Below are 23,656 nucleotides of genomic sequence, written 5' to 3' on the forward strand. Positions count from 1 at the left end.
GCGCGATGAAACGACGATCTGCTCTGGTTGCGCTTGCTCTGCTCAGCCCTGCTGCCGCGCTGGCCCAGCAGCCCCCGCCCGTGGGCATTTCTCCGGTCACGCTGGCGGCAGAGCCTTATCACTTTGACACCGCCGAAGTGCACGGCATCGCCGTATCCGTGGTGGCGAAGGATTTCGGGCGCCCGTTCGCGATGGAATTCCTGCCCAATGGCGATCTGCTGGTGGCGGAGCGCGCAGGCAATCTCAGGATCATCCGCGCGGCGATCACACCGGGCGCGGTGATGGACACCGCGCCGATTGCCGGAATGCCGCAGCCGGGCACATCGCAGGGCAATTTCGGCCTGCACGATCTCGCCGTCGATCCCGGTTTTGCCAGCAACGGCCTGATCTACTGGACGTGGAATATTCCCGTTCCCAATGCCGAGAACCCGGAAGAACCGCCCCAGCAGGGCCGCCTTGCGATCATGCGCGGCAGGCTTACGGCTGATGGCCTGTCCGGCGTGACGACCGTCTTCGCCATGGAGGAACCCGGTTATGCGGGCGGATCGCGGCTGCAGGTCACCGCCGATGGGATCATCTGGATTGCCACCGGGGCGCCCTTTGGTGCCTCCGGACAGGACATGGCCAGCCCGCATGGCAAGGTGCTGCGGATCAACACCTATGGCTCGATCCCGGCGGACAATCCCTTTGTGGGGCAGGCAGGCGCGCATCCCGCCATCTACTCGCTTGGCCACCGGGACCAGCACGGCCTGACCATTCACCCGGCAAATGGCGATGTGTTCACTGCCGAGCATGGCCCCAATGGCGGCGATGAGGTCAATCTGATCCGTGCGGGCGGCAATTATGGCTGGCCCGCCTATACCTTCGGGCGCAATTACGATGGCACGCCGATGGGTGTCCCCATGCAGGGAGAGGGCATTACCGATCCGCTGTTGCTGTGGCAGCCGTCCATCGCGCCCTCCGGCCTGCTGTTCTATACAGGCGCGGCATTTCCGGCGTGGCAGGGCAACCTGTTCATCGGCAGCGCCCGGCGCGGAGAGATCAACTTTACCGGCGGGCTGGAGCGGATTGTCTTCAACGACCAGTTCGGCGAGCTGCGCCGCGAGCGCCTGCTGACCCAGCTGCACCAGCGCATTCGAGACGTGGTGCAAGGCCCCGACGGGCTGATCTATGTTCTCACCGATGGCAATGAGAATGCCGTGCTGCGCATTGCGCCCGGCGAATAGCGCGCTAGGGCGCATGATATGTCTGCTTCTGAAAAACTGATCGATCGATTGCTCGGCAAGCTCGTCCGCAAGGGCAGCCTGCGTGTCACCCATGCCAGCGGCGTTACCCGCACATTTGGAACGCCGACGCAGGGCTTCCCCGATATTGGCGTGCGCTTTGTCGACAAGAAGGTGGCGCGCGACATCTTGCTCGACCCCCGCCTTGGTGTGGGGGAGGCCTTCATGGACGGGCGCATCGTGATCGAACATGGCGATGTGATGGGTCTGGTGTCGCTGATGCGGGCCAACAATCGCTGGGAAGACAATATCCGCCTCGCCCCGCCCTCCCTGCCGCGGCGCATAAAGGGCCGGATCAGCTCTGCCCTGCGCAGCGTCAACAAGCCGGGCAGCAGCAAGAGCAACGTCGCCCATCACTATGATATCGGCAATGATCTGTACCAGCTGATGCTCGACCCGGAGCATATGCAGTACAGCTGTGCCTATTGGACGGATGAGACCGAAACACTGGCGCAGGCGCAGGAAGCCAAGCTGGCGCATATCGCCGCCAAGCTGAAACTGCAGCCCGGCAACACGGTGCTGGATATTGGCTGCGGCTGGGGCGGCATGGCGATCTTCCTTGCCAGCCGCGCCGATGTGACCGTGCTGGGCATCACGCTGAGCGAGGAACAGCTCGCACTGGCCCGCAAGCGCGCAGAGGCCGCCGGCGTGGCCGACCGCGTCACCTTCGAGCTGGTCGATTACCGCGATCTTGCCGCGCGCGGGGCCACATTCGACCGGATCGTTTCTGTCGGCATGTTCGAACACGTCGGTGTGCCGCAGTTCGAGACGTATTTTCGCGCCTGCGCCAACATGCTCAGCCCGGACGGCGCCTTCCTGATGCACACGATCGGCCGCATGGGAACGCCCGGACGCACCGATGCCTTTACCGACAAATGGATCTTCCCCGGCGGCTATATCCCCGCGCTGAGCGAGACCGTGGCGGCGAGCGAGAAAGTGCGCCTGATCGCCAGCGATGTGGAGACGCTGCGGCTGCATTATGCGCGCACCATTCGTGAATGGTATGTGCGCTGCGTGGACAAGCAGACCGAGATAGAGGCGCTGATGGATGCGCGCTTCTATCGCCTGTGGACCTTCTATCTGGCGGGCGCGGCCACCGCGTTCGAGCATGGATCGATGTGCAATTACCAGATTCAGTATGTGCGCGATCGCCACGCCCTGCCGCTGACGCGCAGCTATATCGAAGAGGCAGAGAAGCGCCTGCTGAACAGCTGAGGCCCGCCGCATGGCCCAGACCGCCCATTCCCAATCCACACCGCTGACCCGCGCGAGCATTTTCGCGCAGGCCTGGCCCATCATGCTGGGGCAGGCCTCGATCCCGCTGGTGGGCGTGGTGGATGCCACCGTTATCGGGCGCACGGGCGATGCTGCCGCGCTGGCCGGCGTGGCACTGGGCGCGACGGTGATCGGCCTGATATTCTGGAGCTTTGGCTTTCTGCGCATGGGCATGACCGGCCTGACCGCCCAGGCGGATGGAGCGAATGACCGGCAGGAGGTGGAGGCGCTGCTGCTGCGGGCGCTGCTGATCGGCTTTGGCATTGGCCTTGCCCTGCTGGCGCTGCAATGGCCGCTGGGCAGCCTTGCCTTCTCACTGCTGGCCGGGGGCGAGGATGTGACGGCTGAGGCCAGCCAGTATGTCTCCGCCCGCTTCTTTGGCGCGCCCGCTGCCCTGTGCGTCTTTGCCATCAATGGCTGGCTGCTGGGCCTTGGTCGCACGCGGTCCGCGCTGGTGCTGCAAATCGTCATGAACATCGTCAACGTCATCGCCGATCTGGTGCTGGTGTGGGGATATGACATGGGCGCGGCTGGCGTGGGCATCGGCACCGCGCTGGCAGAATGGACCGCGCTGGCAGTGGGCCTTGTGCTGGCAGGCCGCGTTGCGGGCGGGTCCTTTGCCGCCATCATCCGCCGCATGCCGCGCAGCGCCATCATCGATCCTGCAGCCTTGAAACGGCTGTTCGCAGTCAACCGGGACATCATGATCCGCACGCTCGCGCTGCTGTTCATGTTCACCTGGTACGCCAATGCCGGGGCGCGGCTGGGCACGGTGCAGTTGGCGGCCAACCATGTGCTGCTGCAATTCATCAACATGGCCGCCTTCGTGCTCGATGCCTTTGCCTTCACGGCGGAGAGCCGCGTGGGCAATGCCATCGGCGCGCGGTCCAAGGCCACTTTCCTGCGCGCGGTCAGGCTGGCGGGCGAGTTTTCCCTGGCCGCGGCGCTGGTGCTGAGTGCGGTGTTCCTGATTGGCGGTCCGGCGGTGATCGGCTTCATCACCACCGATCCGCTGGTCCGGGCAGAGGCGATGCGCTTCATGCCCTTCGCTGCGCTGGTGCCGCTGATCGGCATGCCCAGCTGGCTGCTCGACGGCATCTTCATCGGCGCCACGCGTGGCCGCGCGCTGCGCAATGCCGGCGTATTGGCAACGCTGCTCTATCTGGCGCTGGACCTGGTAATGAGGCCGCAAGAAAATCTGGGCGTATGGATCGCCTTTTCAGCGAGCTATTTCTTTCGTGCCGGTGCGCTTGCGCTTTACCTTCCGGGCCTGCTTCGTTCGCTAGATTGCGGCGATGCAGCAAAGATGCTTGACGAGGGACCCCACAACAATGCTCAATAGGACCATGAACATGGCTCACCTGCGAATCAAATCGATAACCCGATGGCTTGGCGCGCTGGTGCTGGTGCTTGGCATCAGTCTCATGGCCAGCGTGCCCGCGCAGGCCGCTGTGCAAGTGTCCTTTCACAGCTTCAACGGATCGGTCCTGTGGGGCCGCTATCCGCACACCTTCGTGGTGTTCCAGGGCGTGCTGGATGACACCGGCCAGATGGTGAATGAGAATTTCGGCTTCTCTGCCAAATATACCACGCAGGCGATAACCAGCGGCCCGGCTGAACATGAGATCATCGTGGAGGAACAGCGCACGATCGCGGACACCAACCGCCACTTCACCATCACCGTATCCGATACGAAATACCGTGAACTGCGGGCCGAGGTGGAGCGCTGGCGCAACCATCCGGGGCGATATTACGATCTGGACGAGCGCAATTGCATCCACTTCGTTGCCCGCATGGCCCAGCTTGTCGGCCTGCAGGTCGATGTGCCCGAAGACTTCCTCCGCCGCCCGAAGGCCTGGCTCAATTACATCACCCGCAACAACCCGCAACTGCACGCCCGCGAGATTGATTGACCATCTGATTGGTGATCTGCGTTGCGACAAGCCGCGCCGCCTGATAGGCGCGCCGCGACCCGAATTGCGGAGCAACCAATGTCCGATATCAAGCGTGTAGTCCTCGCCTATTCCGGCGGCCTCGATACCAGCGTGATCGCCAAATGGCTCGAAACCGAGCGTGGCTATGAAGTCGTCACCTTTACCGCCGATCTTGGCCAGGGTGAGGAGATCGAGCCTGCGCGGATCAAGGCGCGCGCGATGGGTATTCCTGACAAGCACATCTACATCGAAGACGTGCGCGAGGAGTTCGTGCGCGATTTCGTGTTCCCGATGATGCGCGCCAATGCCCGCTATGAAGGCGATTACCTGCTGGGCACCAGCATTGCCCGCCCGCTGATTTCCAAGCGACTGGTGGAGATCGCGCATGAGACTGGCGCCGATGCCATTGCCCATGGGGCCACCGGCAAGGGCAATGACCAGGTACGGTTCGAACTCTCCGCCTATGCGCTCGACCCGGACATCAAGGTGATCGCCCCCTGGCGCGAATGGGAACTGACCAGCCGCACCGCGCTGATCGCCTGGGCCGAGGCGCACCAGATTTCCGTGCCCAAGGACAAGCGCGGCGAAAGCCCGTTCTCCACCGATGCCAACCTCCTGCACACTTCGTCCGAAGGCAAGGTGCTGGAAGACCCGTGGCAGGAAACGCCGGACTATGTCTATTCGCGCACGGTCAATCCGGAAGACGCGCCCGACCAGCCCGAATATATCGAGATCGGCTTCGAAAAGGGCGACGGCGTGTCGCTCAATGGCGAGGCCATGAGCCCCGCCACCCTGCTCACCGCCCTCAATGACCTTGGCCGCAAGCACGGCATCGGCCGGCTCGACCTGGTCGAAAACCGCTTCGTCGGCATGAAGAGCCGCGGCATGTATGAGACGCCCGGCGGCGAGATTTACGCCCGCGCGCACCGGGGGATCGAACAGATCACGCTGGATCGCGGTGCCGCCCACCTCAAGGACGAGCTGATGCCGCGCTATGCGGAGCTGATCTACAACGGCTTCTGGTTCAGCCCGGAGCGGGAGATGCTGCAGGCTGCGATCGACCTCAGCCAGCAGAAGGTTGAGGGCACTGTCCGGCTCAAGCTGTACAAGGGCAATGCCATGGTGGTTGGCCGCAAGAGCCCCGCCAGCCTCTATTCCGAAGCGCATGTGACGTTTGAGGACGATGCGGGTGCCTATGACCAGAAGGACGCCGCCGGCTTCATCAAGCTCAACGCCCTGCGGCTGCGCCTGCTTGGCCAGAGGGACCGGCGCGGCTAACGGCGCAATGATTTCACCCGGTGCGGCGAGCTGTTGAGTTTTCCACCCTTGTCCACCGGCAAAATCACAAAAAGTGGATAAGTCGGCTGCCCCGGTCTTGCCCGACTCGCCTCCCCTGCGCATCTTCAGGTCATCGAAAGCGGAAACGGATTTCCACCCAGGATCGCCTGCCGATCCGAAGCGGAGAAACCAGCCACGATCGACGCGGCGCTGGTAGCCAGCGTGGAGTAGGAAAGAGGACCGGATCACCCGCAAGGGAGGCCGCAATCGGACTGTTGATCCCACCTGGAAATCAACGACGGAAAGGCCGGATCTGCAAATCTGGTTGCCGATGGAAAGGTGATGCCCCCTGGCACCCCCGTTCCGCTCGAGGCAGCAGGACGCGCGATACGGTCTCGGATCGAAGCGAGGCAAGGGACAGGTCTTTCGAGATCACACCCGGCCAAGACAAGATCCGGCACCGGCGCGAGCGCCGGACGACAGAACCATCGGCTTGCCGAAGGTGATAACGTCAGGCGTAAAGTATCCTCCGGGATCCACACGTCGGTGAGAGTGGGGTCGGCAGCAATGCCGGCCCCATTTCTCTTTTCAGACGCCTTTCCTGCCCGCCGCATCTTCATCGATTCTCCTTCGCCTGCGGGCCAATTCGTTCCTGGCGGGGCACGGTTCTCCCCAAATTTGCGACCGGATGCCCCTTTCCAGCGTTCACTCGCCCGCCGCCGGGTGGCGCATTTCCACCCCGCAGCGTATCTGCACCTCCCATGACGGCCCCTAAAGCCCACTCGCTGCGCACGCAGCTGGCCTTTGCCGCCACTGCCCTTCTGGCCCTTGGCGGGGCCGTGGGCGCTGGCCACGCGCAGACCGCGGATTCGGTTGCAACGGCGTCCAGCGCGGCGCTCACCAGCAACCCGTCGCTGCCGGTCTTCACCCCTTCTGCCGAGCCTGCTTTCGACCAGGCGTTCGACCATCTGGACGGCGCCGCCGCCGATCCCGTTCTGCCGCCCCATGCGGTGGACATCACCGCCATCGACCCGGCCGTGGAAGGCGAGGCGCAGAGCCTGGGGCGCGGCGTTGCATCCTATTACGGCCGCCGCTTTGCCGGTCGCCCCACCGCCAGCGGAGAGGCGTTCGACCCGCAGGACCTCACCGCCGCACACCGCAGCCTGCCATTTGGCAGCCGCGTGCGGGTGACCAACCCGCATAATGGCCGATCGGTCGTGGTGCGCATCAACGACCGCGGACCGTTCGTGGCGGGCCGCCTGATCGATGTCTCGCGCATCGCGGCAGAGCAGCTGGGCATGATCCAGTCCGGCCATGCCACGGTGGAGCTGGAACTGCTCAACGGCTGATCGGTTGCGCGGGCGCGCCGTGCCCGGTAGCATTGGCGCACCATGTTCGTGCCCTTGTGGATCATCATCGCCAACGCCATGCTTGTGGCCTTTCTGATCACCAGAGCCATGCGCTCTGGCGGGGGTGACATGCTGGAGCGCCAGCGCCGCACCGCCCCCACCCACTCCGCTGCCGACGAGCACCGGCTGATGACCCTGCCGCAGGTGCAGCAGGCGATGGCCAATGGCCACAAGATCGAGGCGATCCGGCATGTGCGCGAAGCCAGCGGCATGGGCCTGAAGGACGCCAAGCAGATGGTCGAGCGCCACTTCCCGCGCTGACGCCCCTCCCCGCTTGCCCCCTTGCCCGGAGCGGCCGGGGTTTACACAAGTGACACGGTGTCAACTCCGCGCCTCTCCCGATTTTGCTGTTATCTCAGTGTCTTGCGGTGATTTCCGGGCGGAGCGTATCCTACAGGCGAAAGAAATATCCTTAGCAATGTAGGAAATTATCCTGCGTGCATTGCCTTGGCACGCCCTGGCCCGACCTGGCCCGCCCTGGCCCGACCTCAGCCCACTCCGCCCGCCTCAGCGACTGGCGGCGCGCTTGCGGCCCCCTGCGGCATCGGCGGCGTACCAGCTGGATTTGTTGACGAAGGCCCCCTCGGCGGCCTGCGTGTCCTGCGGCGAGGCGCCCAGATCCACGGAGGTACCCGGAAGCCCCTCGCCCGCTTCCCAGTCCAGAGAGGCCACTTCGATCCGTTCCAGCAGCCGGTCAAACGCGGCGGACGAATATTCGCGCGCCACCTGCGATCGCCCCACGCTCCAGGGGTTGGAGAGCACCCACGTGGCCAGCCGGTTATCGAACTTGCGCACCGTGCCCACCAGCTCCCCGTGATAGAAACGCGGCTCCTCCATCCCGTTGATCGCCCGGTCCATCACCGCATGGGCGAGCTGGTGAAAGCCCATTTCCAAGGCCACCTCCCACCCCAGGTCGAACGGCGTGTTCCGCAGGCGATTGCGCAGGGTGTAAGCCGAAGTCCGGCTCATCCCCACATGCCGCGCCGCGCAAGACACCGATTGCGTCGCCGCCAGCTCACGCAGGAACAGCACCATCTTCTGGCGGGTCCACTGGTTGTGGCGGGGTTTGGGGGCGGATGTGGGGAGTTTGCTCATGGCCGGAACACCTCTTCATTGCGCCGATGGCGAGCGAGCTGCTCGGACGTGGTGCTGGGACCGATGCCAATGCGACCAGCAGTGACTTGAACCACCCAGCGACACACATGCTCGCGCATTTCGGGCTCACTGGCCGGGGACTTTGGGAAATACATTAGCTTGCCTCATGGATTGCGGTTTGAGGCAACGAGTGAGGCACATTTACGAGGGTGTAGGAAACTAAAAATACCTAGCAAAAATGTCCTGCGCCATGCGGTTATATTGGCTAGAATGATAATCCTTGAATTTGAATTTCCCAATGTCCCCGAGTTTAGCTCTGACCACCGAACCACTTGTCGACTGCCCATTCTCAATAAGAATGCGCATCAATATAAGAAAGCTGTTTATGTATGTGACAGTCAGAACGCGCTCAGGCACGTTTCGATCTGTAACCCAACGGGCGTTTCCAATTTGACTCTTGAATGCAGCCAAGACTTCATTGATTGCTGACTTGCAAAACTCGACATAGTCCTCAAGCGCAGCCTCATCGTGGTCGAGCAAACGCTCCTGTGTTTCAGATGTTAGCTTCGCAAATAAGCTGTCCGTACCGCTCAACTTTACGAGAGGGGCTAAGCCATAGCTTACAATAGAAGTAGTCTTTAATAGACCCTGCTCATAGAAAAAGCGCTCCACATGTCCTTCTAATGGCCCCTCATCTGCCAAACGCTGCATAACTTTTTTAGCTATCGCCTCGTTGCCGAAGGGCTTCAAAATCGTTTGAATTTCTTGCCGGAGAGCCTTCGGAGCGTTGGTTTGATTCGAGTTAATGTTGAGAAACATGCCAGCCTCAAAACGCTCGCGTTCAGCAGTCGATAGGTTGCCCGGAAATATAACTGCTGTGACGAGAAGGTTTTGGTTATTTCGCAATCCAGCAATTATCGGATCATCGTCCTTTGCTACATAGTAGGAATAGAGCCTATGCTGACCGTCAATCACTCCCAATGAATTCGGAGAGCGAGGAAGTCCAATTTTTACAGGAGATGTTTTTGTAAGCTTCGAAATATCTACCGTTTTGCCATGTTCATCAACTGGATGAACATTATCCGGAAGGGTCGCGACCAGATTGTTTATAAAAACGGTTTTCTCGGTACGCAATTTCTTGCGGATTTGTTCGACTTTACCTTTTTGCAGCATACGTTGATAAGATTCTGAGGAGCCTCTCCAGCCGTCGCGACGAACAACATAGGCTCGCTCCAAAAGCGAAGCTGGATCAGCATAAAATGAGACGACCTTAAAGCCTTTAGGAAAACCCGACGATGCTTCCGGAAGTATCGATCCATCATACGGATCAGAAGCGCCTTTTTTGGGAAATGCGCCATTCACACCAACATCATCAGGATCAATTCCTAAAAATTGGAGTACCTCTTTCTTTGTTGATAGTTTTGCTATGCCCGTAATTTTCTCAAAATACTTTAAGTTGGGATATTCCATATAGATTGGCTCAGGAACATTCGCCTTCGTCACAGAACTTGGCGGATTTACTGTATTATAGACGATCCTTATGATAAAATTGTCTCGATGGTATGAAGTTGAGACTGCATCCGCGAATTCCTTTGACTTCGAGACAAGAAAGTCAAAGAACTTCAGGGGATCCGACGCTATTTTTTGAAATAGGATGTGTTTCTTTTTTAGATGATCACCGACCTTACCCATTGCGGATATGGTATGCTCAATCAAAATTACGACGTTATCGCCGACGTAAATGTCGTCGAAGTCGCCCGTACTCCCGTCATAAGTAAACTCACGATCAGAGAGGCTTCCAATCCTCTCAAAACCGATATTTCTGAAGACGGCGCGCCCCGAGGTGTAGTGTCTACGGCGAAACCGCTCCTCTTTGGATATCTTAGGCTTCTTTTTCCGCGGCATTTGTCCAGAGCCCTTCATTCTCTTCCAGCCATTCTTCAGGAACCTTTGCGACTTGCTGGCCCGGCCTTGGGTGGGCAGTTGGCTTGCCGAAGTCCCTAATAGAAAGGTCGCCATCAAGAGCCAAAGCCACTCTTTGCCGCGCGAGCTCTGCGTAACGTGGATCCCGATCTATCCCGATTGCGTTACGCCCGTTGATAACTGCAGCGACTGCGCTGGTGCCAGCACCTACAAACGGATCGAGGACTGTGTCCCCAGGCTGAGTTAACGCTAAAATGCATCTTTCAGCCAGCTCGACGGGGAATTGACACGGATGAAACGTTTTCTCGGGATGATTCGCTTTAACATTTGGCAAATCCCAGATCGGCTGAAGCTTAAGACCAACCTCTGGCTCGAAGGTCCAGAAATCTGATGGATTCTTCCCTTTTGAGTTGCCACTAAGCCTTCCCGCCTTCGCACCCTTAGTAGAAGGATGCCGCTTGCCTGGATAAAGCTGCCGAACTCGCACCTTGTCTAAATTAAAAACTGGCGCGTCGGACTTACTCCACCAAAGCAGTGTTTCATATCTGCCTGAAAATCGCGAGGTTGCGTTCAACCCGAAATTGAAATGCCAAATAATCCTATTTTTTAACTTAAAACCGAGATCTTTAAAAATTGAATAAAAGAAATAGTCTAATGGAAAAACTTCTCCTCCTTCGACATAATTCCCAGTCTGCCAACAGATCGATCCGTTGTCGGAAACTTTTTTAGCTGTTTGCTGAATTATTGGCTTCAACCACTCAATATATTCATCAATCGAGCGGCGATGGTCCCGCTCGTATTCCTTCCCGATATTGTATGGGGGGGAGGTTAAAACCAGACGGCAAGATTTGTCTTCAATATCCTCCAAGGCATCCTCGGCTGCTGACGATATTATCTTGCCAGTCGGAGTGCTTGCTGCTTCTTGGTTCAAATTCCGTTCCATCCAAATGCTAATACAAATAAAAATCGATTCAGCTGCAAATCTCTGACGTTATATCCTGTGGATAGACTTTTTCTTCATCGACGGTCTACTGAGCTACCACCTACCGCCGCAGCATCCCCGCAAGGTATTGCCCGGTAAAAGACCGCACCTCCTTCGCCACCTGCTCCGGAGTCCCCTCCGCAACAATTTCACCCCCGCGCACACCGCCATCCGGCCCCAGATCGATCACCCAGTCGGCGGTCTTGATCACGTCGAGGTTGTGTTCGATCACCACCACGGAATTGCCCTGGTCCACCAGGCGGTGCAGAACTTCCAGCAGTTTGCGGACGTCTTCGAAGTGGAGGCCGGTGGTCGGTTCATCGAGGATGTAGAGCGTCTGCCCGGTGCTGCGCCGGGCGAGTTCCTTGGCGAGTTTGACGCGCTGCGCCTCTCCGCCCGAGAGCGTGGTGGCCTGCTGGCCGACCTTGACGTAGCCCAGCCCGACCTCGTTCAGCATGTGCATCTTGTCACGGATGGGGGGCACGGCCTTGAAGAATTCCTCCGCGTCCTCAATCGTCATGTCGAGCACGTCGGCGATGGACAGGCCCTTGAACTTCACCTCCAGTGTTTCGCGGTTGTAGCGTTTGCCGTGGCATGCCTCGCACGTGACGTAGACATCGGGCAGGAAGTGCATCTCTATCTTGATCAGCCCGTCGCCCTGGCATGCCTCGCACCGGCCACCCTTGACGTTGAAGCTGAAGCGGCCCGGCTTGTAACCGCGCGCGGCGCTTTCGGGCAGGCCGGCGAACCAGTCACGGATATTGGTGAAGGCACCGGTATAGGTGGCGGGGTTGGAGCGCGGGGTGCGGCCGATGGGCGACTGGTCGATCTCGATCACCTTGTCGCAGAATTCCAGCCCGGTGATCTTCTCATGCGGGCCGGCGATGACGCGGGCGTTGTTGAGCGTGCGGGCGGCGCCGGCGTGCAGCGTATCGATGGTGAAGCTGGACTTGCCGCTGCCCGATACGCCGGTGACGCAGGTGAACGTGCCCAGCGGAATGGCGGCGGTGACGTTCTTGAGGTTGTTGGCGCAGGCGCCGTGGACTGTCAGCTTGTGGCCGTTGCCCTTGCGGCGGGTGGCCGGAATGGCGATTTCCCGCGTGCCGTTGAGATAGGCGGCGGTGAGGCTGTTCTTGGCCTTGAGCACTTGCTTGAGCGTGCCCTGCGCCACCACCTCGCCCCCGTGCACGCCTGCGCCGGGGCCAAGATCCACCACATGGTCCGCCGCGCGGATGGCGTCCTCGTCATGCTCCACCACGATCACGGTATTGCCCAGGTCGCGCAGGCGCTTGAGCGTTTCCAGCAGGCGATCGTTGTCACGCTGGTGCAGGCCGATGGAGGGTTCATCCAGCACGTAAAGCACGCCGCTGAGGCCGCTGCCGATCTGCGATGCGAGGCGGATGCGCTGGCTCTCCCCGCCCGAAAGCGTGCCGCTGGTGCGGTCCAGGTTGAGGTAATCCAGTCCGACGTTGTTGAGGAAGCCGAGCCGCTCGACAATTTCCTTCAATATGGCCTTGGCGATCTGGTTCTGCGTGTCGGTAAGCTGCGCGGGCAGCGCCTCGAAGAACTCCAGCGCATCGCCCACGGACAGGCGCACGGGCATGGAGATATCGCGCCCGGCGATCTTCACCGCGCGGGCCTTTTCATTCAGGCGCGCACCGCCGCATGTCTCACACGGCTGGGCGGTCTGGAAGCGGGACAGCTCCTCGCGCATCCACGCGCTGTCGGTCTGCAGCAGGCGGCGGTTGAGGTTGCCGATCACCCCTTCGAAGGGCTTGTGCACGGTATATTCCTTGCGCCCGTCCTTGAAGGTGAGCGCCACGCGCATGCCTTGCGTGCCGAACAGGATGATGTCGCGCTGGTCGCGCTCCAGCTCGTTCCACGGGGTGGTCAGGTCGAAGTCATAGGCCTTGGCCAGACTGCCCAGCACCTGCATGTAATAGGGGGACGGCGGGTTGGACTTGGCCCACGGCACCACCGCGCCCTTCTTCAGGCTCAGCTCCTCATTGGGGACCACAAGCTGCGGATCGAACAGCTGCTTTTCACCCAGCCCGTCACAGGTGGAGCAGGCACCCTGCGGCGCGTTGAAGCTGAACAGGCGCGGCTCAACCTCCTCGATGGTGAAGCCGGACACCGGGCAGGCGAATTTCTCGCTGAAGACGATGCGGTTGGCGGGCATGCCGGCGCCTTTCATGGCACCCCCCGCAGCGCCCTCTTCCTCACGGCCCGGCACCACGCCATCGGCCAGGTCGATATAGGCCAGCCCGTCGGCCAGCTTCAGCGCCTGCTCGAAACTGTCGGCCAGCCGCGTTTCCATGCCGGGCTTGACCGCGATCCGGTCCACCACAACCTCAATGTCGTGCTTGAACTTCTTGTCGAGCGCGGGCGCCTCCTCGATCGGATACATCTCGCCATCGATGCGCACGCGGGTGAAGCCGGATTTCTGCCATTCGGCCAGCTCCTTGCGGTATTCCCCCTTGCGGCCCCGCACCACCGGCGCGAGCAGATAGGCGCGCGTCCCCTCGGGCAGTTCCATCACCCGGTCGACCATGGTGGAGACGGTCTGCGCCTCAATCGGCAGGCCGGTGGCGGGCGAATAGGGCACGCCCACCCGCGCCCACAGCAGGCGCATGTAGTCATATATCTCTGTCACCGTCGCCACGGTGGAGCGCGGATTGCGGCTGGTGGTCTTCTGCTCGATGGAGATGGCGGGGGAAAGCCCGTCAATATGCTCCACATCGGGCTTCTGCATCATCTCCAGAAACTGCCGCGCATAGGCGCTCAAGGACTCGACATACCGCCGCTGTCCCTCGGCATAGATGGTATCGAACGCGAGGCTGGACTTGCCGCTGCCGGACAGGCCAGTGATCACGATCAGCGCATCACGCGGCAGATCGATATCAAAACCCTTGAGATTATGCTCGCGCGCGCCGCGCACGGAAATGTGTGTGAGAGCCATAGAAGCTGAATGTTCCGCAAATGTTCAATTGGGTCAAGAGGGACGTTTGGTGGTAATCAGCCAGCGCCCGGCAGTCCCCAGACCATGTGGGGGACGCAGGGAGGATTGCAACTTGGCAAATAATATTCCCAGCGTGCTTTGACGAGCGCCGGGGTTAGGGGTGCCGCATTCATGCTGGTCAGGATATAGGACCCTCCATGACCCGCCTGATCCTGCTCAACAAACCCTTTGGTGTCCTCTCGCAGTTCAGCGGGGGGAAGGATGATTCTCCGCATCCTACTCTGGCGCAATATGTCGATCTGCCAGGGATCTATCCGGCGGGCAGGCTGGACCGCGATAGTGAGGGCTTGCTGTTGTTGACCGGCAATGGCGCGTTGCAGGCGCGCATTGCGGAGCCGAAGCACAAGATGCCCAAGACCTATTACGCGCAGGTGGAAGGCGTGCCTGATGCCAAGGCTCTGGCGCATTTGCGCCACGGGGTGCGGCTGAAGGACGGGGTGACTGCTCCTGCGCTGGTACAGGCGATTGATCCGCCCGCATTGTGGGACCGCGATCCGCCGATCCGCTTTCGCAAGAACGTGCCCGACAGCTGGATTTCTCTGACCATCACCGAAGGGCGCAACCGGCAGGTGCGGCGGATGACGGCGGCGGTCGGCTATCCCACCTTGCGGCTGGTGCGCTGGCAGGTGGGCGACTGGAGCGTGGAAGGCCTGGCGCCGGGCGAATGGCGCGAGATCAGCGTGTAGGGCCCGGAGCATGAGCCACCGCCTGTTCATCGCCATCCGCCCGCCCGTGGCCGTGATCGACAGCCTGATCGATACGATGGAGGGGCTGGACAACGCCCGCTGGCAAAGTGAGGAGCAGCTGCACCTGACCTTGCGCTTCGTGGGCGAGGTGGAGCGTCCGCAGGCCGAGGATCTGGCGCTGGCGCTGGCACAAATCCGCTTTGCGCCCTTTGCCATCAGTATTGCCGGTGTCGGCCATTTCGAAACCAAGGGCGCACCGCGAACCCTCTGGGCACGGGTGGAGCCATCGCGGGATCTTTCGGATTTGCAGAAGCGGGTTGAACAGGCCTGCCGCGCCGCCGGGCTGGAGGATGAGACGCGCAAGTTCGTGCCACATATCACCCTGGCCCGTCTCGACCGGTCCGCCGCTGGGATCGGCGCTTGGCTGGCGCGTCACGCCCGGCTGCACGCGCCGCCGTTCATCGCCGAGAATTTCGTGCTGGTGGAAAGCCACCTGTCCACTGGCGGATCGATCTATCAGGACGTGATGCGGTTTCCTTCCTGATGCCCCAACAGGCGGGGACGCGGCCTATTTCACTGGCGACACCGATCGATCGTACCTATGTGCAGGTTTCAGCTGAAACTGGCCCCGGTGGCCCAAAAACAACGGATCTCGCCCCATGAACGATGCCTCGACTGCACCAGTCGTCCCGTCCACCGTCCCGCAAGCCACCGGCGCCTTTGCGCAATTGTCCGCATTGCCGTTCCACGCGCCCGATTTCACGGCCATTGCTGACGATGAATATGAGGCCGCCATCGTGCGGGCCATTTCCGTCTATCTGGCCGAGATCGAGCAGATAGCCGCCAATCCGGACGCGCCGTCATTCGCCAACACAATTGTGGCAATGGAGCGTGCGGGACAGGTGTTCGGCCGCATCTATTCCGCCTTTTCGCAAAAGGTCAGCGCCAATATCAATCCCTCGCTGGCCGCCGCCGATACCGCCATCGCCCCGCAAGTGGCGGCGATGATGGATGCGATCTACCTCAATGCTGATCTGTTCGCCCGCGTGAAGGCAGTTTTCGATGCCCGCGCGGCCCTGTCGCTGACGGGCGAGGATGCCATGCTGCTGGACGTGACCCATCAGGATTTCGTCCACCGCGGGGCGATGCTGGATGAGGCCGCAAAGACGGAGCTGCGGCAGATCAATACGCGGCTCTCCACCCTGTCCTCTGCCTTTTCCAAGACGCTGACCGCAGGCAGCATCGCCGGGGCACTGGTGGTGGACAGCCGCGAGGAACTGGCCGGGCTGACCGAGGCCGAAATCAGCGCCGCAGCCGGTGCCGCCCGCGAACGGGGTCTGGCGGGGAAATATGTCCTGACATTGCAGAACACCACCTCGCAGGCGCTGCTGTCCAGCCTCGACAATCGCGACGTGCGCGAGCGGCTTTACCGCGCCAGCATCCAGCGCAACCAGGGCGGCGAATTCGATACGCTGGCCTCCACGGCGGAAATGATCGCGCTGCGCACGCGCAAGGCCCAGCTGTTTGGCGAGCCCGATTATGCCAGCTGGGAAATGTATGACCGCATGGCCACCAATCCGGCCAGGGCGCTGGATTTCATGCGCCAGATGGTCCCCGCGCTGGCCGCCACGCAGGAACGCGAAGCAGCCCTGTTGAACGATCGGATCGCGCAGGACGGCCACAACTTCACCGTGCAGCCGTGGGACTGGCCCTATTACGCGGAGAAGATCCGGCAGGAGCGCTACAGCCTGGATGAAAACGCCATCAAGCAGTATTTCGTGGTCGACCGCGTGCTGGAAGACGGCGTGTTCTACATGGCCGAGAAGCTCTATGGCCTGTCGTTCGAAAAGCGCACCGACATCCCCGTCTATCACCCCGACGTGAGCGTCTATACGGTGTTCGACGCGGACGGATCGGAGCTGGCGCTGTTCTATTTCGATCCCTTCGCGCGCGAATCCAAGCGCGGCGGCGCGTGGATGAACAGCTTCATCGAACAGAGCCACCTGCTCGGCCTGAAGCCCGTTATCGGCAACACGCAGAATGTCTCTCCGCCGGCCGAGGGCGAACCGGCACTGGCCAGCTTCGATGACGTGACCACCATGTTCCACGAATTCGGCCACGCGCTGCACGGCTTCTTCGCCGATCAGCAATATCCCTCGCTCTCGGGCACCAACACCGCGCGCGACTGGGTGGAATTTCCCAGCCAGTTCCATGAAAACTTCGCCGTGCTGCCCGAAGTGCTGGGTAATTATGCTCGCCACTGGCAGACCGGGGAGCGGATACCCGATGCGCTGATCGATGCTGTCGACCGCGCCAGCAAGTTCAACCAGGGCTATGCGCTGGGCGAGAATCTCACCGCATCGCTGCTGGACATGGAATGGCACGCGCTCAAGCCGGGTGAGGCACCCGATGACGTGATGGCGTTTGAAGCGGCAGCACTGAACGGTCTTGGCCTGCGCACCGATCTGGTCCCGCCGCGCTATCGCACGCCATACTTCCGGCACATTTTCGAACATGGCTATTCGGCGGGCTATTACTCCTACCTGTGGACCGAGGCGCTGCACCACGATGCCTATAGCTGGGTCCGGGAAAATGGCGGGATGACGCGGGAAATGGGCGAACATATCCGCAAGACCTTCCTGGGTCTGGGCCATTCCAAGGGCTATGAGCAGATGTACCGCGATTTCACCGGGCGCGATCCGCGCGTGGAACCCCTGCTGGAGGCGCGCGGCCTGCTGGCCGCCTGACCTCAGCTGATTGAAAGTGCGCGCGTGCCCGGCTCTCCCAGCCAGCGCGCGCGGGTTTTCCAGACCTGACCTATCGTATCGGGCGAAAGCGCCACTTCAGGCGGCCCGCTGGCGTGCAGCGCGCCGCCATCCAGCACCAGCACATGATCGGCATGGTTCATCGCCAGCGGCAGATCGTGCAGCACCAGCACCACGCCCACTCCGCCCTGCGCGGCTGAGCGCAGGTGCCTGAGCATGGCCAGCTGGTGCCCCAGATCGAGCGCGGCGAGCGGCTCATCCGCCAATATCCAGCGTGGGCCACTCGCCAGCACGCGCGCCAGCAGCGCCCGCGCCTTTTCGCCGCCGGACAATGTGGCGATGGGGCGCTGCGCAAAACCCGCCATCCCGGTGGCTTCCAGCGCGGCGTGCACCGCCTGAATGTCGCTGTCCCCATGTGGTAGGCGGCCCAGCGTTGCGAGCGCTTCTACCGACAGGTTCCACGCCACTTCACCCGCTTGCGGCAGGTAACCGATGGCACGGGCGCGCTGCCTTGCGGGAATGGCGGAGAGCGCCTCCCCATCGAGCAGAACCTTGCCCGATGCAGCGGGCAACAGCCCTGCCAGCGCGGCCAGCAGCGTGGATTTGCCCGCGCCGTTGGGGCCGCAGATTGCCGTGACTGTTCCGGGCCGGAAGGTCGCAGTAATACCCCGCAGCACACTTGCTCCGCCCAGTTCCACACACAGGTCCTGCACTTCCAGCATCACGCCAGCTCCCGCCGCATTTTCAGCAGCAGCCAGAGGAAGAACGGCGCGCCGATCAGACTGAGCGCGATGCCGAGCCTGAGTTCGCTCACCAGCGGCAATATACGGCACACCATGTCCGCCACCAGCACCAGCAGCGCCCCTGCCAGCGCACTGGGCGCGATCAGCCGCGAGGGGCGTCCGTCGGTGAGCGGGCGCACCAGATGCGGCACGATCAGGCCGACAAAGCCGATGATCCCGGCCACCGCCACGCCGCTGCCCACGGCAAGACCGGTGCCGACGATCATCGCCCAGCGCAGCCGCGCCGGGTTGATGCCGAGCGAGCGCGCAGCCGCCTCCCCCAAGGTCAGCGCGTCGAGCGATTTGCCTGCCAGCATCAGAACGCCAATACCCGCCAGCGTCAGCGGCGCGGCCAGCCAGACATCGTTCCAGCTGCGGTCTGTCAGCGCGCCCATCAGCCAGCTGACGATCTCGCTCATGGCAAAGGCATTGGGGGCCATGCTGATGGCGAGCGAGGTGAGCGCACCGGCCAGGCTGGCGATCATCATGCCCGCCAGCGTAAACAGGGCAATACCGCCGCTGCGGCCCGCGATCAGCGCCAGCAGCGCCATCGCTCCGCCCGCGCCGACCAGCGCGAACAGCGGCAGCAGCAAGCCGCTCGCAAGCCCCAGCCACAGCGCCATGACAGCGCCCAGCGCCGCGCCCGGGGCGATGCCGAACAGGCCGGGATCGGCCAGCGGATTGCGCAGATAGCCCTGCATCGCCGCGCCTGATGCGCCCAGCCCCGCGCCGATGACGATCGCCAGCAGCCCGCGCGGCAGGCGCAGCTCCATCACGATCAGCGCGGCATTGGGGGTGGCAGCAGGATCGATCCACACCCGCCCCGCCAGCAGCGAGAGCGGCAGGGCAATGGCCAGCAGCAGGGTGAAGAGGAGGACAGGCCGGGTCATATGCTGGCGCGCACCTGAGCCAGCCGCGCCAGCGCGCGGATGATGGTGGGGCCGCCGCAATACAGCAGCGCGGGATCGAAATCGCGGTATGCAGTGCCTTGCATCTTGCCCAGGACCTGATGGGTCAGCATGCGTTCGTCACTGGCGGCAAGAACCAGCGCGGGCGGATCGGCCAGCACGGCTTCGAGCGGCAGATAGGCCCCCTGCGCAAGCCCGCGCGCGGCGGAATGAAGCGCAAAGCCGCTGTGATCCAGCATTCGGGCGATCAGGCTCTCAGGCCCCGGTACGATGCCGCCTTCCTGCCACATCAGGGTGGACATGGGCGGGCCGTAGTGGGCGGATTGCCGCCATGCCGTCTCCACCTGCCGGACCAGCTCCTCTCCCGCCGCCGCATCCCCCGTCAGCGCGGCTAGCTGGCGGATCTGCGACAGGCTGTCCTCCAGCGTGGAGGCAATGCCGATGGTCTCCACCTGAATGCCCAGCCGGTCGAACGCGGCGCGGCTGGCGGGCGGCAGGAAGCTGCCCGCCACCACCACATCGGGATCGAGCGCCAACACTTCCTCCACCGTGCCGCCGGTGATGGCGAAGCGGCGCGCCTGTTCCAGCGGCATCGATGTGGCCGCCGGATCGTGGCTGTAATGCGATATCGCCAGCAATTGTCCCGGCGCGGCGACTTCTGCCAGAATCGCATCGCTGCACGGGTTGAGGCTGACGACGGTGGGCGCATCGCCCTGCTCGCGCTTTGGCGCGGATTGGCACCCCGCCAGCGCCAGCAGCAGCAGGCCAGCCAGCACCCTCAAAGCCTCACCCTCACGCCGATGTAGGCCGCGCGGCCTTGCGTGCCATATCCGGCGGCGGTCTGGTATTGCTCATCCCAGATGTTCTCAATGCGGCCATAGATCTCGAATACTTCAGAGACGTTCCAGTGCGCGCGCAAATCCACCAGCGCATAGCTGCCCAGCCGCACACTGTTGGCAGGATCATCGAAGCTGGCAGAAACCACGCGCAGATCTGCGCCGAGATAGAAAGCTTCATATCCAATCGCCTCCCAATCCAGCGTGAGAGTGCCCGCATGGACGGGGCGGCGCGCCAGCCGGTTGCCCTGGTACAGCGCGCCTGCCGTACGATCCCGCGTATCGATATAGGCCCATGCAAGCCGCGCATTCACGCGCTGGGTGACACCGGTTTCTGCCTCTACTTCAACACCTTGCGCGCGGGCCAGACCGGTGTTGTCATAAGTGCCGAACGGCCTGTCTGTGCAAATGCCCGTGCTTTCACCAAAGCAGGAAACAAAGCCGATCAGGTCCGAACTTTCACGGCGGAACAGGGTGACAGCCATGGATGTGCGGAAGTTCTGCACACCCTTTTGCAGCGAAACGTCAAAGCTTCGGCTCCGCTCTGGCCGCAGGGCAAAATTGCCATAATCGGAATGGAGCTGGAACAGGCTGGGCGCCTTGAACCCCTCTCCATAGCTGGCCTTGGCCTGCCAATCAGGGGCGAAGGAATATGATGCATCCGCCCCAAGGTTCCAGACCCCGCCAAAATCCCGATGATCCTCGCGGCGCACGCCTGCATGGACCTGAAAAATCTCCCCGCGATGGCCCACTTGGACAAAGGCTGCACGGCTTGCGGTGCTGGCCGGCGCATCGAACAGCGTGGCAAAGCGGCTGCGGTCCTGTTCCGCGCCAAATTCCAGCCATGTCCGGTCTGCGCTGTAAAGACCGCTTCCGCCCAGCTGCCAGTCGCCGCGAATCTCCACCCGCTCGCTGCGGCCATCGCTGTTGAAATTGGCATCCGGGCCAACATCGCGATCAAATATCGCCCGCCTTGTTTGCGAGCGTGAATAAGCCGCGGTGATAGTCAGCCGATCGTCCCAATAGGTCAGCGCAGCCCTGCCCGCCCCCAGCTTTGAGCGCTGATGCTCATTGGTATCCGCCAGCTGATAGTCAGGAGCGGGAAAGCCATCGAGATCGGCCCGCGCATCCGCATGACGATAGGATGCTCGCATCTCCAGCCCGTCCACAATCCGGGCGCGCATCTGTCCGCCAGCCTGCCACTGGCGCAACGCATCGGCCTCCGTGCCGTTTGCAGCGGCGGAGATGCCTCCACTTTCCAGAAAGGCGGCCTTGGCAGACGCTTCAAAGGGGGAGGAATAATATCCGCCAGCTGCCTGCGCCGTGAGACTGTCAGGCCCGCCATATTCCGCAGACACTGGCACTTCATTCCACAGGTGATCAGTGGACATGGCAACCACGCCGCCCATCGCCCGGCTGCCCCAGACCGTACTGTTGGAACTGCGCTGAATCTCGATCCTGGAAATTCCCGCCGGCAACATGGCGGCAAAATCATAGCCGCCACCCGGAGTAGCCACATCATTGATCGGCACACCATCCAGCAGCACCAGCGTCTGATCAGCCTCTGCCCCGCGAATGCGCAGCGACGTCAAGCCTCCCGGCCCGCCATTGCGAGAGAAGGTAACCCCCGGTGCGCGTTGAAGAATGCGGGTAAAATCGCTGCCCTGAACCGCATAGATCTCTTCGATGCCGATAATCGATACTGGCACGTCCAGATCATCGACATGCGTGCGCCGACCGTTGACGACGATCGCGTACATATCGTCAGGTGCCGGATCAGCGAAAACGATGGAGGTTCCTTCCTCCTGGGCCTCCTCGTCATCCGCTTCCTGCGCATGGGCAGGCGCGGCACAACAAGCCATCAACCCGAAAAAGGCCAGAATTCTTCGCACAAGATCCCCCACACCGTGAACGCACAAGAGCCGTTCAGGGCTGGAGGCTTGCGCGCCGCGCCCATGCGCCGCGCGTCCGCTTCCGCTGGCAATCGGTACACCCCGCCCGCTGCCGAACGACCGCCTGACGGAACAGGTCTCCTGGCTCGCCGGATCGCCGCGCCCTCCCGCCTTCCCGGTGCCATCCTTGCAGAGGGCGGCCAGTGGCATGATGGGAAAGCGCTCCCCGGTCACAGTTGCGGGGGCAGCGCAGGATTTGAACCTGCTTCCCTCACCGCCCCATTTTGCAAAGGAGCAGCGGTCCGGCCTCCCGGACATTCCGTGACGATGCGGCAGTGTTAGGCCGCGCGCACTGTTCGGGCAAGTTTAACACCTCACCCCTATACGTCCCGATGTGAGACGCGCGGATCGGAGCCGAGGCGCGATGTCAGGATTCGCGATACGCGCCCAAGCGCGAGTTATCGCATGTTTGGGATTTGCCGCGCTGACCTTTGTTGATGGCCTTGATGATGAACGCCCACGGGACTTTTCGGCGCGGATGACGCGCCGGGGTCGCTCGCGTTCCATCGCCCGGCCGATGCAGCGCAGGATCATCTATCGGCGCATGGGCATTCTGGCCGCAGCGATGGCTGTTCCGGCGATGGCCGCCCCTCCCGGCGGTGACGCGCGCGATCATGTGCAGGTGCGCTTTGCCCTGGCCGATGTGCCGCAGGTCATGGCGCGGCAAGAGCCGGCCCGGCTTGTCCAGACAGAGAGTTCCGCCCTGCCCGCAGCGCTGGAGCCGGCATCCCGCCTTATGCCGCAGCCCGCCAGCGGTCCGGCGGCTCCATCCCTGACGGTGACCGGAAGTCTGACCGACATCACCCGGGCAGAGCAATGCATGACCATGGCCATCTATTACGAAGCGGCGAGCGAAAGCGTGGACGGCCAGCGCGCGGTGGCGCAGGTGGTGATGAACCGCGTCAGCCATCCCGCCTATCCCAACAGCGTGTGCGGCGTGGTGTTCCAGGGGTCGGAGCGTGCTACCGGCTGCCAGTTCAGCTTCACCTGCGACGGATCGCTGTCACGCCAGCCGGGACAGGCCGCTTGGCTGCGTGCGGGCCGCGTGGCGCGCGCGGCGCTGGGCGGTTTTGTCTATGAGCCGGTTGGCCTGGCCACGCATTATCACACTGACGAGGTCAGCCCCTACTGGGCCGCCAGCCTGCAACAGGTGAGCCATATCGGCGCGCATCTGTTCTATCGCTGGCGCGGTGCATCGGGCCGCCCATCGGCATTCACCGCCAGCTATCGCGGCGGCGAACCACTGCCGGTGCGCAATTTTGCCAGCGCCACCTATGTTCCGCAGCGCGAACTGATCCCGGCGGCTCCCGCCGCTACGCCGCCCGCCAGCGAAGCGCTCGCCGCTTCCACGACCAGCGCGATCAGCGCGATCAGCGCGCCGCCTGCGCCAGTGCGTGCAGCGTCAGCGGTACAGGAAAATCTTCCCATGCCTGGCAGCGTGCGGTCTGAATATCAGCAAAGCGGGCAGTGGCTGAAGCAACCCTGACCCCGCCACGCGGTGCCTGCAAGCCATTGAAAAGGCTGACGCG

Annotated in this window: 19 protein-coding genes and 1 riboswitch; of the genes, 11 read left to right on the plus strand and 8 right to left on the minus strand. The window is 62.3% G+C overall.

The features are described from left to right. The first annotated feature begins 5 nt into the window (after positions 1 to 5). The 7 genes from GRI32_RS03335 (at position 6) to GRI32_RS03365 (ending at position 7,440) form a co-directional block, all read left to right on the plus strand. Positions 6 to 1,226: a PQQ-dependent sugar dehydrogenase gene (locus tag GRI32_RS03335; protein ID WP_160589721.1), complete on the plus strand. Its 1,221-nt coding sequence runs from the start codon at positions 6 to 8 to the stop codon at positions 1,224 to 1,226. A gap of 18 nt (positions 1,227 to 1,244) precedes the next feature. Further along, on the plus strand, positions 1,245 to 2,498 hold the full coding sequence (locus GRI32_RS03340; protein ID WP_160589722.1) for an SAM-dependent methyltransferase: 1,254 nt from the start codon (positions 1,245 to 1,247) through the stop codon (positions 2,496 to 2,498). A gap of 10 nt (positions 2,499 to 2,508) precedes the next feature. Continuing rightward, the gene (locus GRI32_RS03345) at positions 2,509 to 3,900 is read left to right on the plus strand and encodes an MATE family efflux transporter (RefSeq protein WP_237437362.1); all 1,392 of its coding nucleotides are present in this window, start codon (positions 2,509 to 2,511) and stop codon (positions 3,898 to 3,900) included. A 10-nt stretch (positions 3,901 to 3,910) separates the two neighbouring features. Next, a complete protein-coding gene (locus GRI32_RS03350) occupies positions 3,911 to 4,471 on the plus strand; it encodes a hypothetical protein (protein WP_237437363.1) in 561 nt (186 codons plus the stop codon). Positions 4,472 to 4,549: 78 nt separating this feature from the next. Beyond that, entirely contained in the window at positions 4,550 to 5,770 is a 1,221-nt protein-coding gene (locus tag GRI32_RS03355) for an argininosuccinate synthase (RefSeq protein WP_160589723.1), read from the plus strand. Between the two features lie 761 nt (positions 5,771 to 6,531). Continuing rightward, the gene (locus tag GRI32_RS03360) at positions 6,532 to 7,119 is read left to right on the plus strand and encodes a septal ring lytic transglycosylase RlpA family protein (RefSeq protein ID WP_160589724.1); all 588 of its coding nucleotides are present in this window, start codon (positions 6,532 to 6,534) and stop codon (positions 7,117 to 7,119) included. 42 nt (positions 7,120 to 7,161) lie between these two features. Continuing rightward, positions 7,162 to 7,440: a ribosomal protein L7/L12 gene (locus GRI32_RS03365; protein ID WP_160589725.1), complete on the plus strand. Its 279-nt coding sequence runs from the start codon at positions 7,162 to 7,164 to the stop codon at positions 7,438 to 7,440. A gap of 246 nt (positions 7,441 to 7,686) precedes the next feature. Here the strand turns inward: GRI32_RS03365 and GRI32_RS03370 are convergent, their stop codons facing one another. The 4 genes from GRI32_RS03370 to uvrA form a co-directional block, all read right to left on the minus strand. Continuing rightward, positions 7,687 to 8,274: a hypothetical protein gene (locus GRI32_RS03370; protein ID WP_160589726.1), complete on the minus strand. Its 588-nt coding sequence runs from the start codon at positions 8,272 to 8,274 to the stop codon at positions 7,687 to 7,689. 219 nt (positions 8,275 to 8,493) lie between these two features. Beyond that, positions 8,494 to 10,197 carry a DGQHR domain-containing protein gene (locus GRI32_RS03375; protein ID WP_160589727.1) on the minus strand — a complete coding sequence of 568 codons (1,704 nt, stop codon included), beginning with the start codon at positions 10,195 to 10,197 and terminating at the stop codon, positions 8,494 to 8,496. Continuing rightward, positions 10,157 to 11,140 (minus strand): DNA-methyltransferase, encoded by a 984-nt coding sequence (locus GRI32_RS03380; protein WP_160589728.1) that lies wholly within the window; start codon positions 11,138 to 11,140, stop codon positions 10,157 to 10,159. The genes GRI32_RS03375 and GRI32_RS03380 overlap by 41 nt, the downstream gene beginning before the upstream one ends. A 100-nt stretch (positions 11,141 to 11,240) precedes the next feature. Next, entirely contained in the window at positions 11,241 to 14,138 is a 2,898-nt protein-coding gene (gene uvrA / locus GRI32_RS03385) for an excinuclease ABC subunit UvrA (protein WP_160589729.1), read from the minus strand. 197 nt (positions 14,139 to 14,335) lie between these two features. Between uvrA and GRI32_RS03390 the strand changes: the two genes are divergently transcribed. The 3 genes from GRI32_RS03390 (at position 14,336) to GRI32_RS03400 (ending at position 17,631) form a co-directional block, all read left to right on the plus strand. Then, positions 14,336 to 14,884 (plus strand): pseudouridine synthase, encoded by a 549-nt coding sequence (locus GRI32_RS03390; RefSeq protein WP_160589730.1) that lies wholly within the window; start codon positions 14,336 to 14,338, stop codon positions 14,882 to 14,884. 10 nt (positions 14,885 to 14,894) lie between these two features. Beyond that, positions 14,895 to 15,428, plus strand: a complete 534-nt coding sequence (thpR, locus tag GRI32_RS03395; RefSeq protein WP_160589731.1) for an RNA 2',3'-cyclic phosphodiesterase — start codon at positions 14,895 to 14,897, stop codon at positions 15,426 to 15,428. Positions 15,429 to 15,543: 115 nt separating this feature from the next. Then, positions 15,544 to 17,631 (plus strand): M3 family metallopeptidase, encoded by a 2,088-nt coding sequence (locus GRI32_RS03400; RefSeq protein ID WP_160589732.1) that lies wholly within the window; start codon positions 15,544 to 15,546, stop codon positions 17,629 to 17,631. Between the two features lie 2 nt (positions 17,632 to 17,633). On the opposite strand, the gene GRI32_RS03405 is transcribed toward GRI32_RS03400, so the two are convergent. From GRI32_RS03405 to GRI32_RS03420, 4 genes are read right to left on the minus strand one after another with little or no spacing between them, the layout of a single operon-like run. Beyond that, positions 17,634 to 18,371 carry an ABC transporter ATP-binding protein gene (locus tag GRI32_RS03405; protein ID WP_160589733.1) on the minus strand — a complete coding sequence of 246 codons (738 nt, stop codon included), beginning with the start codon at positions 18,369 to 18,371 and terminating at the stop codon, positions 17,634 to 17,636. Further along, the gene (locus GRI32_RS03410) at positions 18,371 to 19,321 is read right to left on the minus strand and encodes a FecCD family ABC transporter permease (protein ID WP_160589734.1); all 951 of its coding nucleotides are present in this window, start codon (positions 19,319 to 19,321) and stop codon (positions 18,371 to 18,373) included. The genes GRI32_RS03405 and GRI32_RS03410 overlap by 1 nt, the downstream gene beginning before the upstream one ends. After that, positions 19,318 to 20,115, minus strand: coding sequence for an ABC transporter substrate-binding protein (locus GRI32_RS03415; RefSeq protein WP_337190161.1), 798 nt, complete (start codon positions 20,113 to 20,115; stop codon positions 19,318 to 19,320). Before GRI32_RS03415 ends, GRI32_RS03410 begins: the two co-directional genes overlap by 4 nt. 2 nt (positions 20,116 to 20,117) lie before the next feature. Beyond that, positions 20,118 to 22,037 carry a TonB-dependent receptor plug domain-containing protein gene (locus tag GRI32_RS03420; RefSeq protein ID WP_160589735.1) on the minus strand — a complete coding sequence of 640 codons (1,920 nt, stop codon included), beginning with the start codon at positions 22,035 to 22,037 and terminating at the stop codon, positions 20,118 to 20,120. Positions 22,038 to 22,200: 163 nt separating this feature from the next. Beyond that, positions 22,201 to 22,364, minus strand: a riboswitch (cobalamin riboswitch). A 241-nt stretch (positions 22,365 to 22,605) separates the two neighbouring features. On the opposite strand from GRI32_RS03420, the gene GRI32_RS03425 reads away from it, so the two are divergent. Further along, positions 22,606 to 23,613, plus strand: coding sequence for a cell wall hydrolase (locus tag GRI32_RS03425; protein WP_202385922.1), 1,008 nt, complete (start codon positions 22,606 to 22,608; stop codon positions 23,611 to 23,613). Positions 23,614 to 23,656: the final 43 nt, after the last annotated feature.

This window comes from Alteraurantiacibacter aestuarii (assembly GCF_009827405.1).
Lineage (GTDB): Bacteria > Pseudomonadota > Alphaproteobacteria > Sphingomonadales > Sphingomonadaceae > Alteraurantiacibacter > Alteraurantiacibacter aestuarii.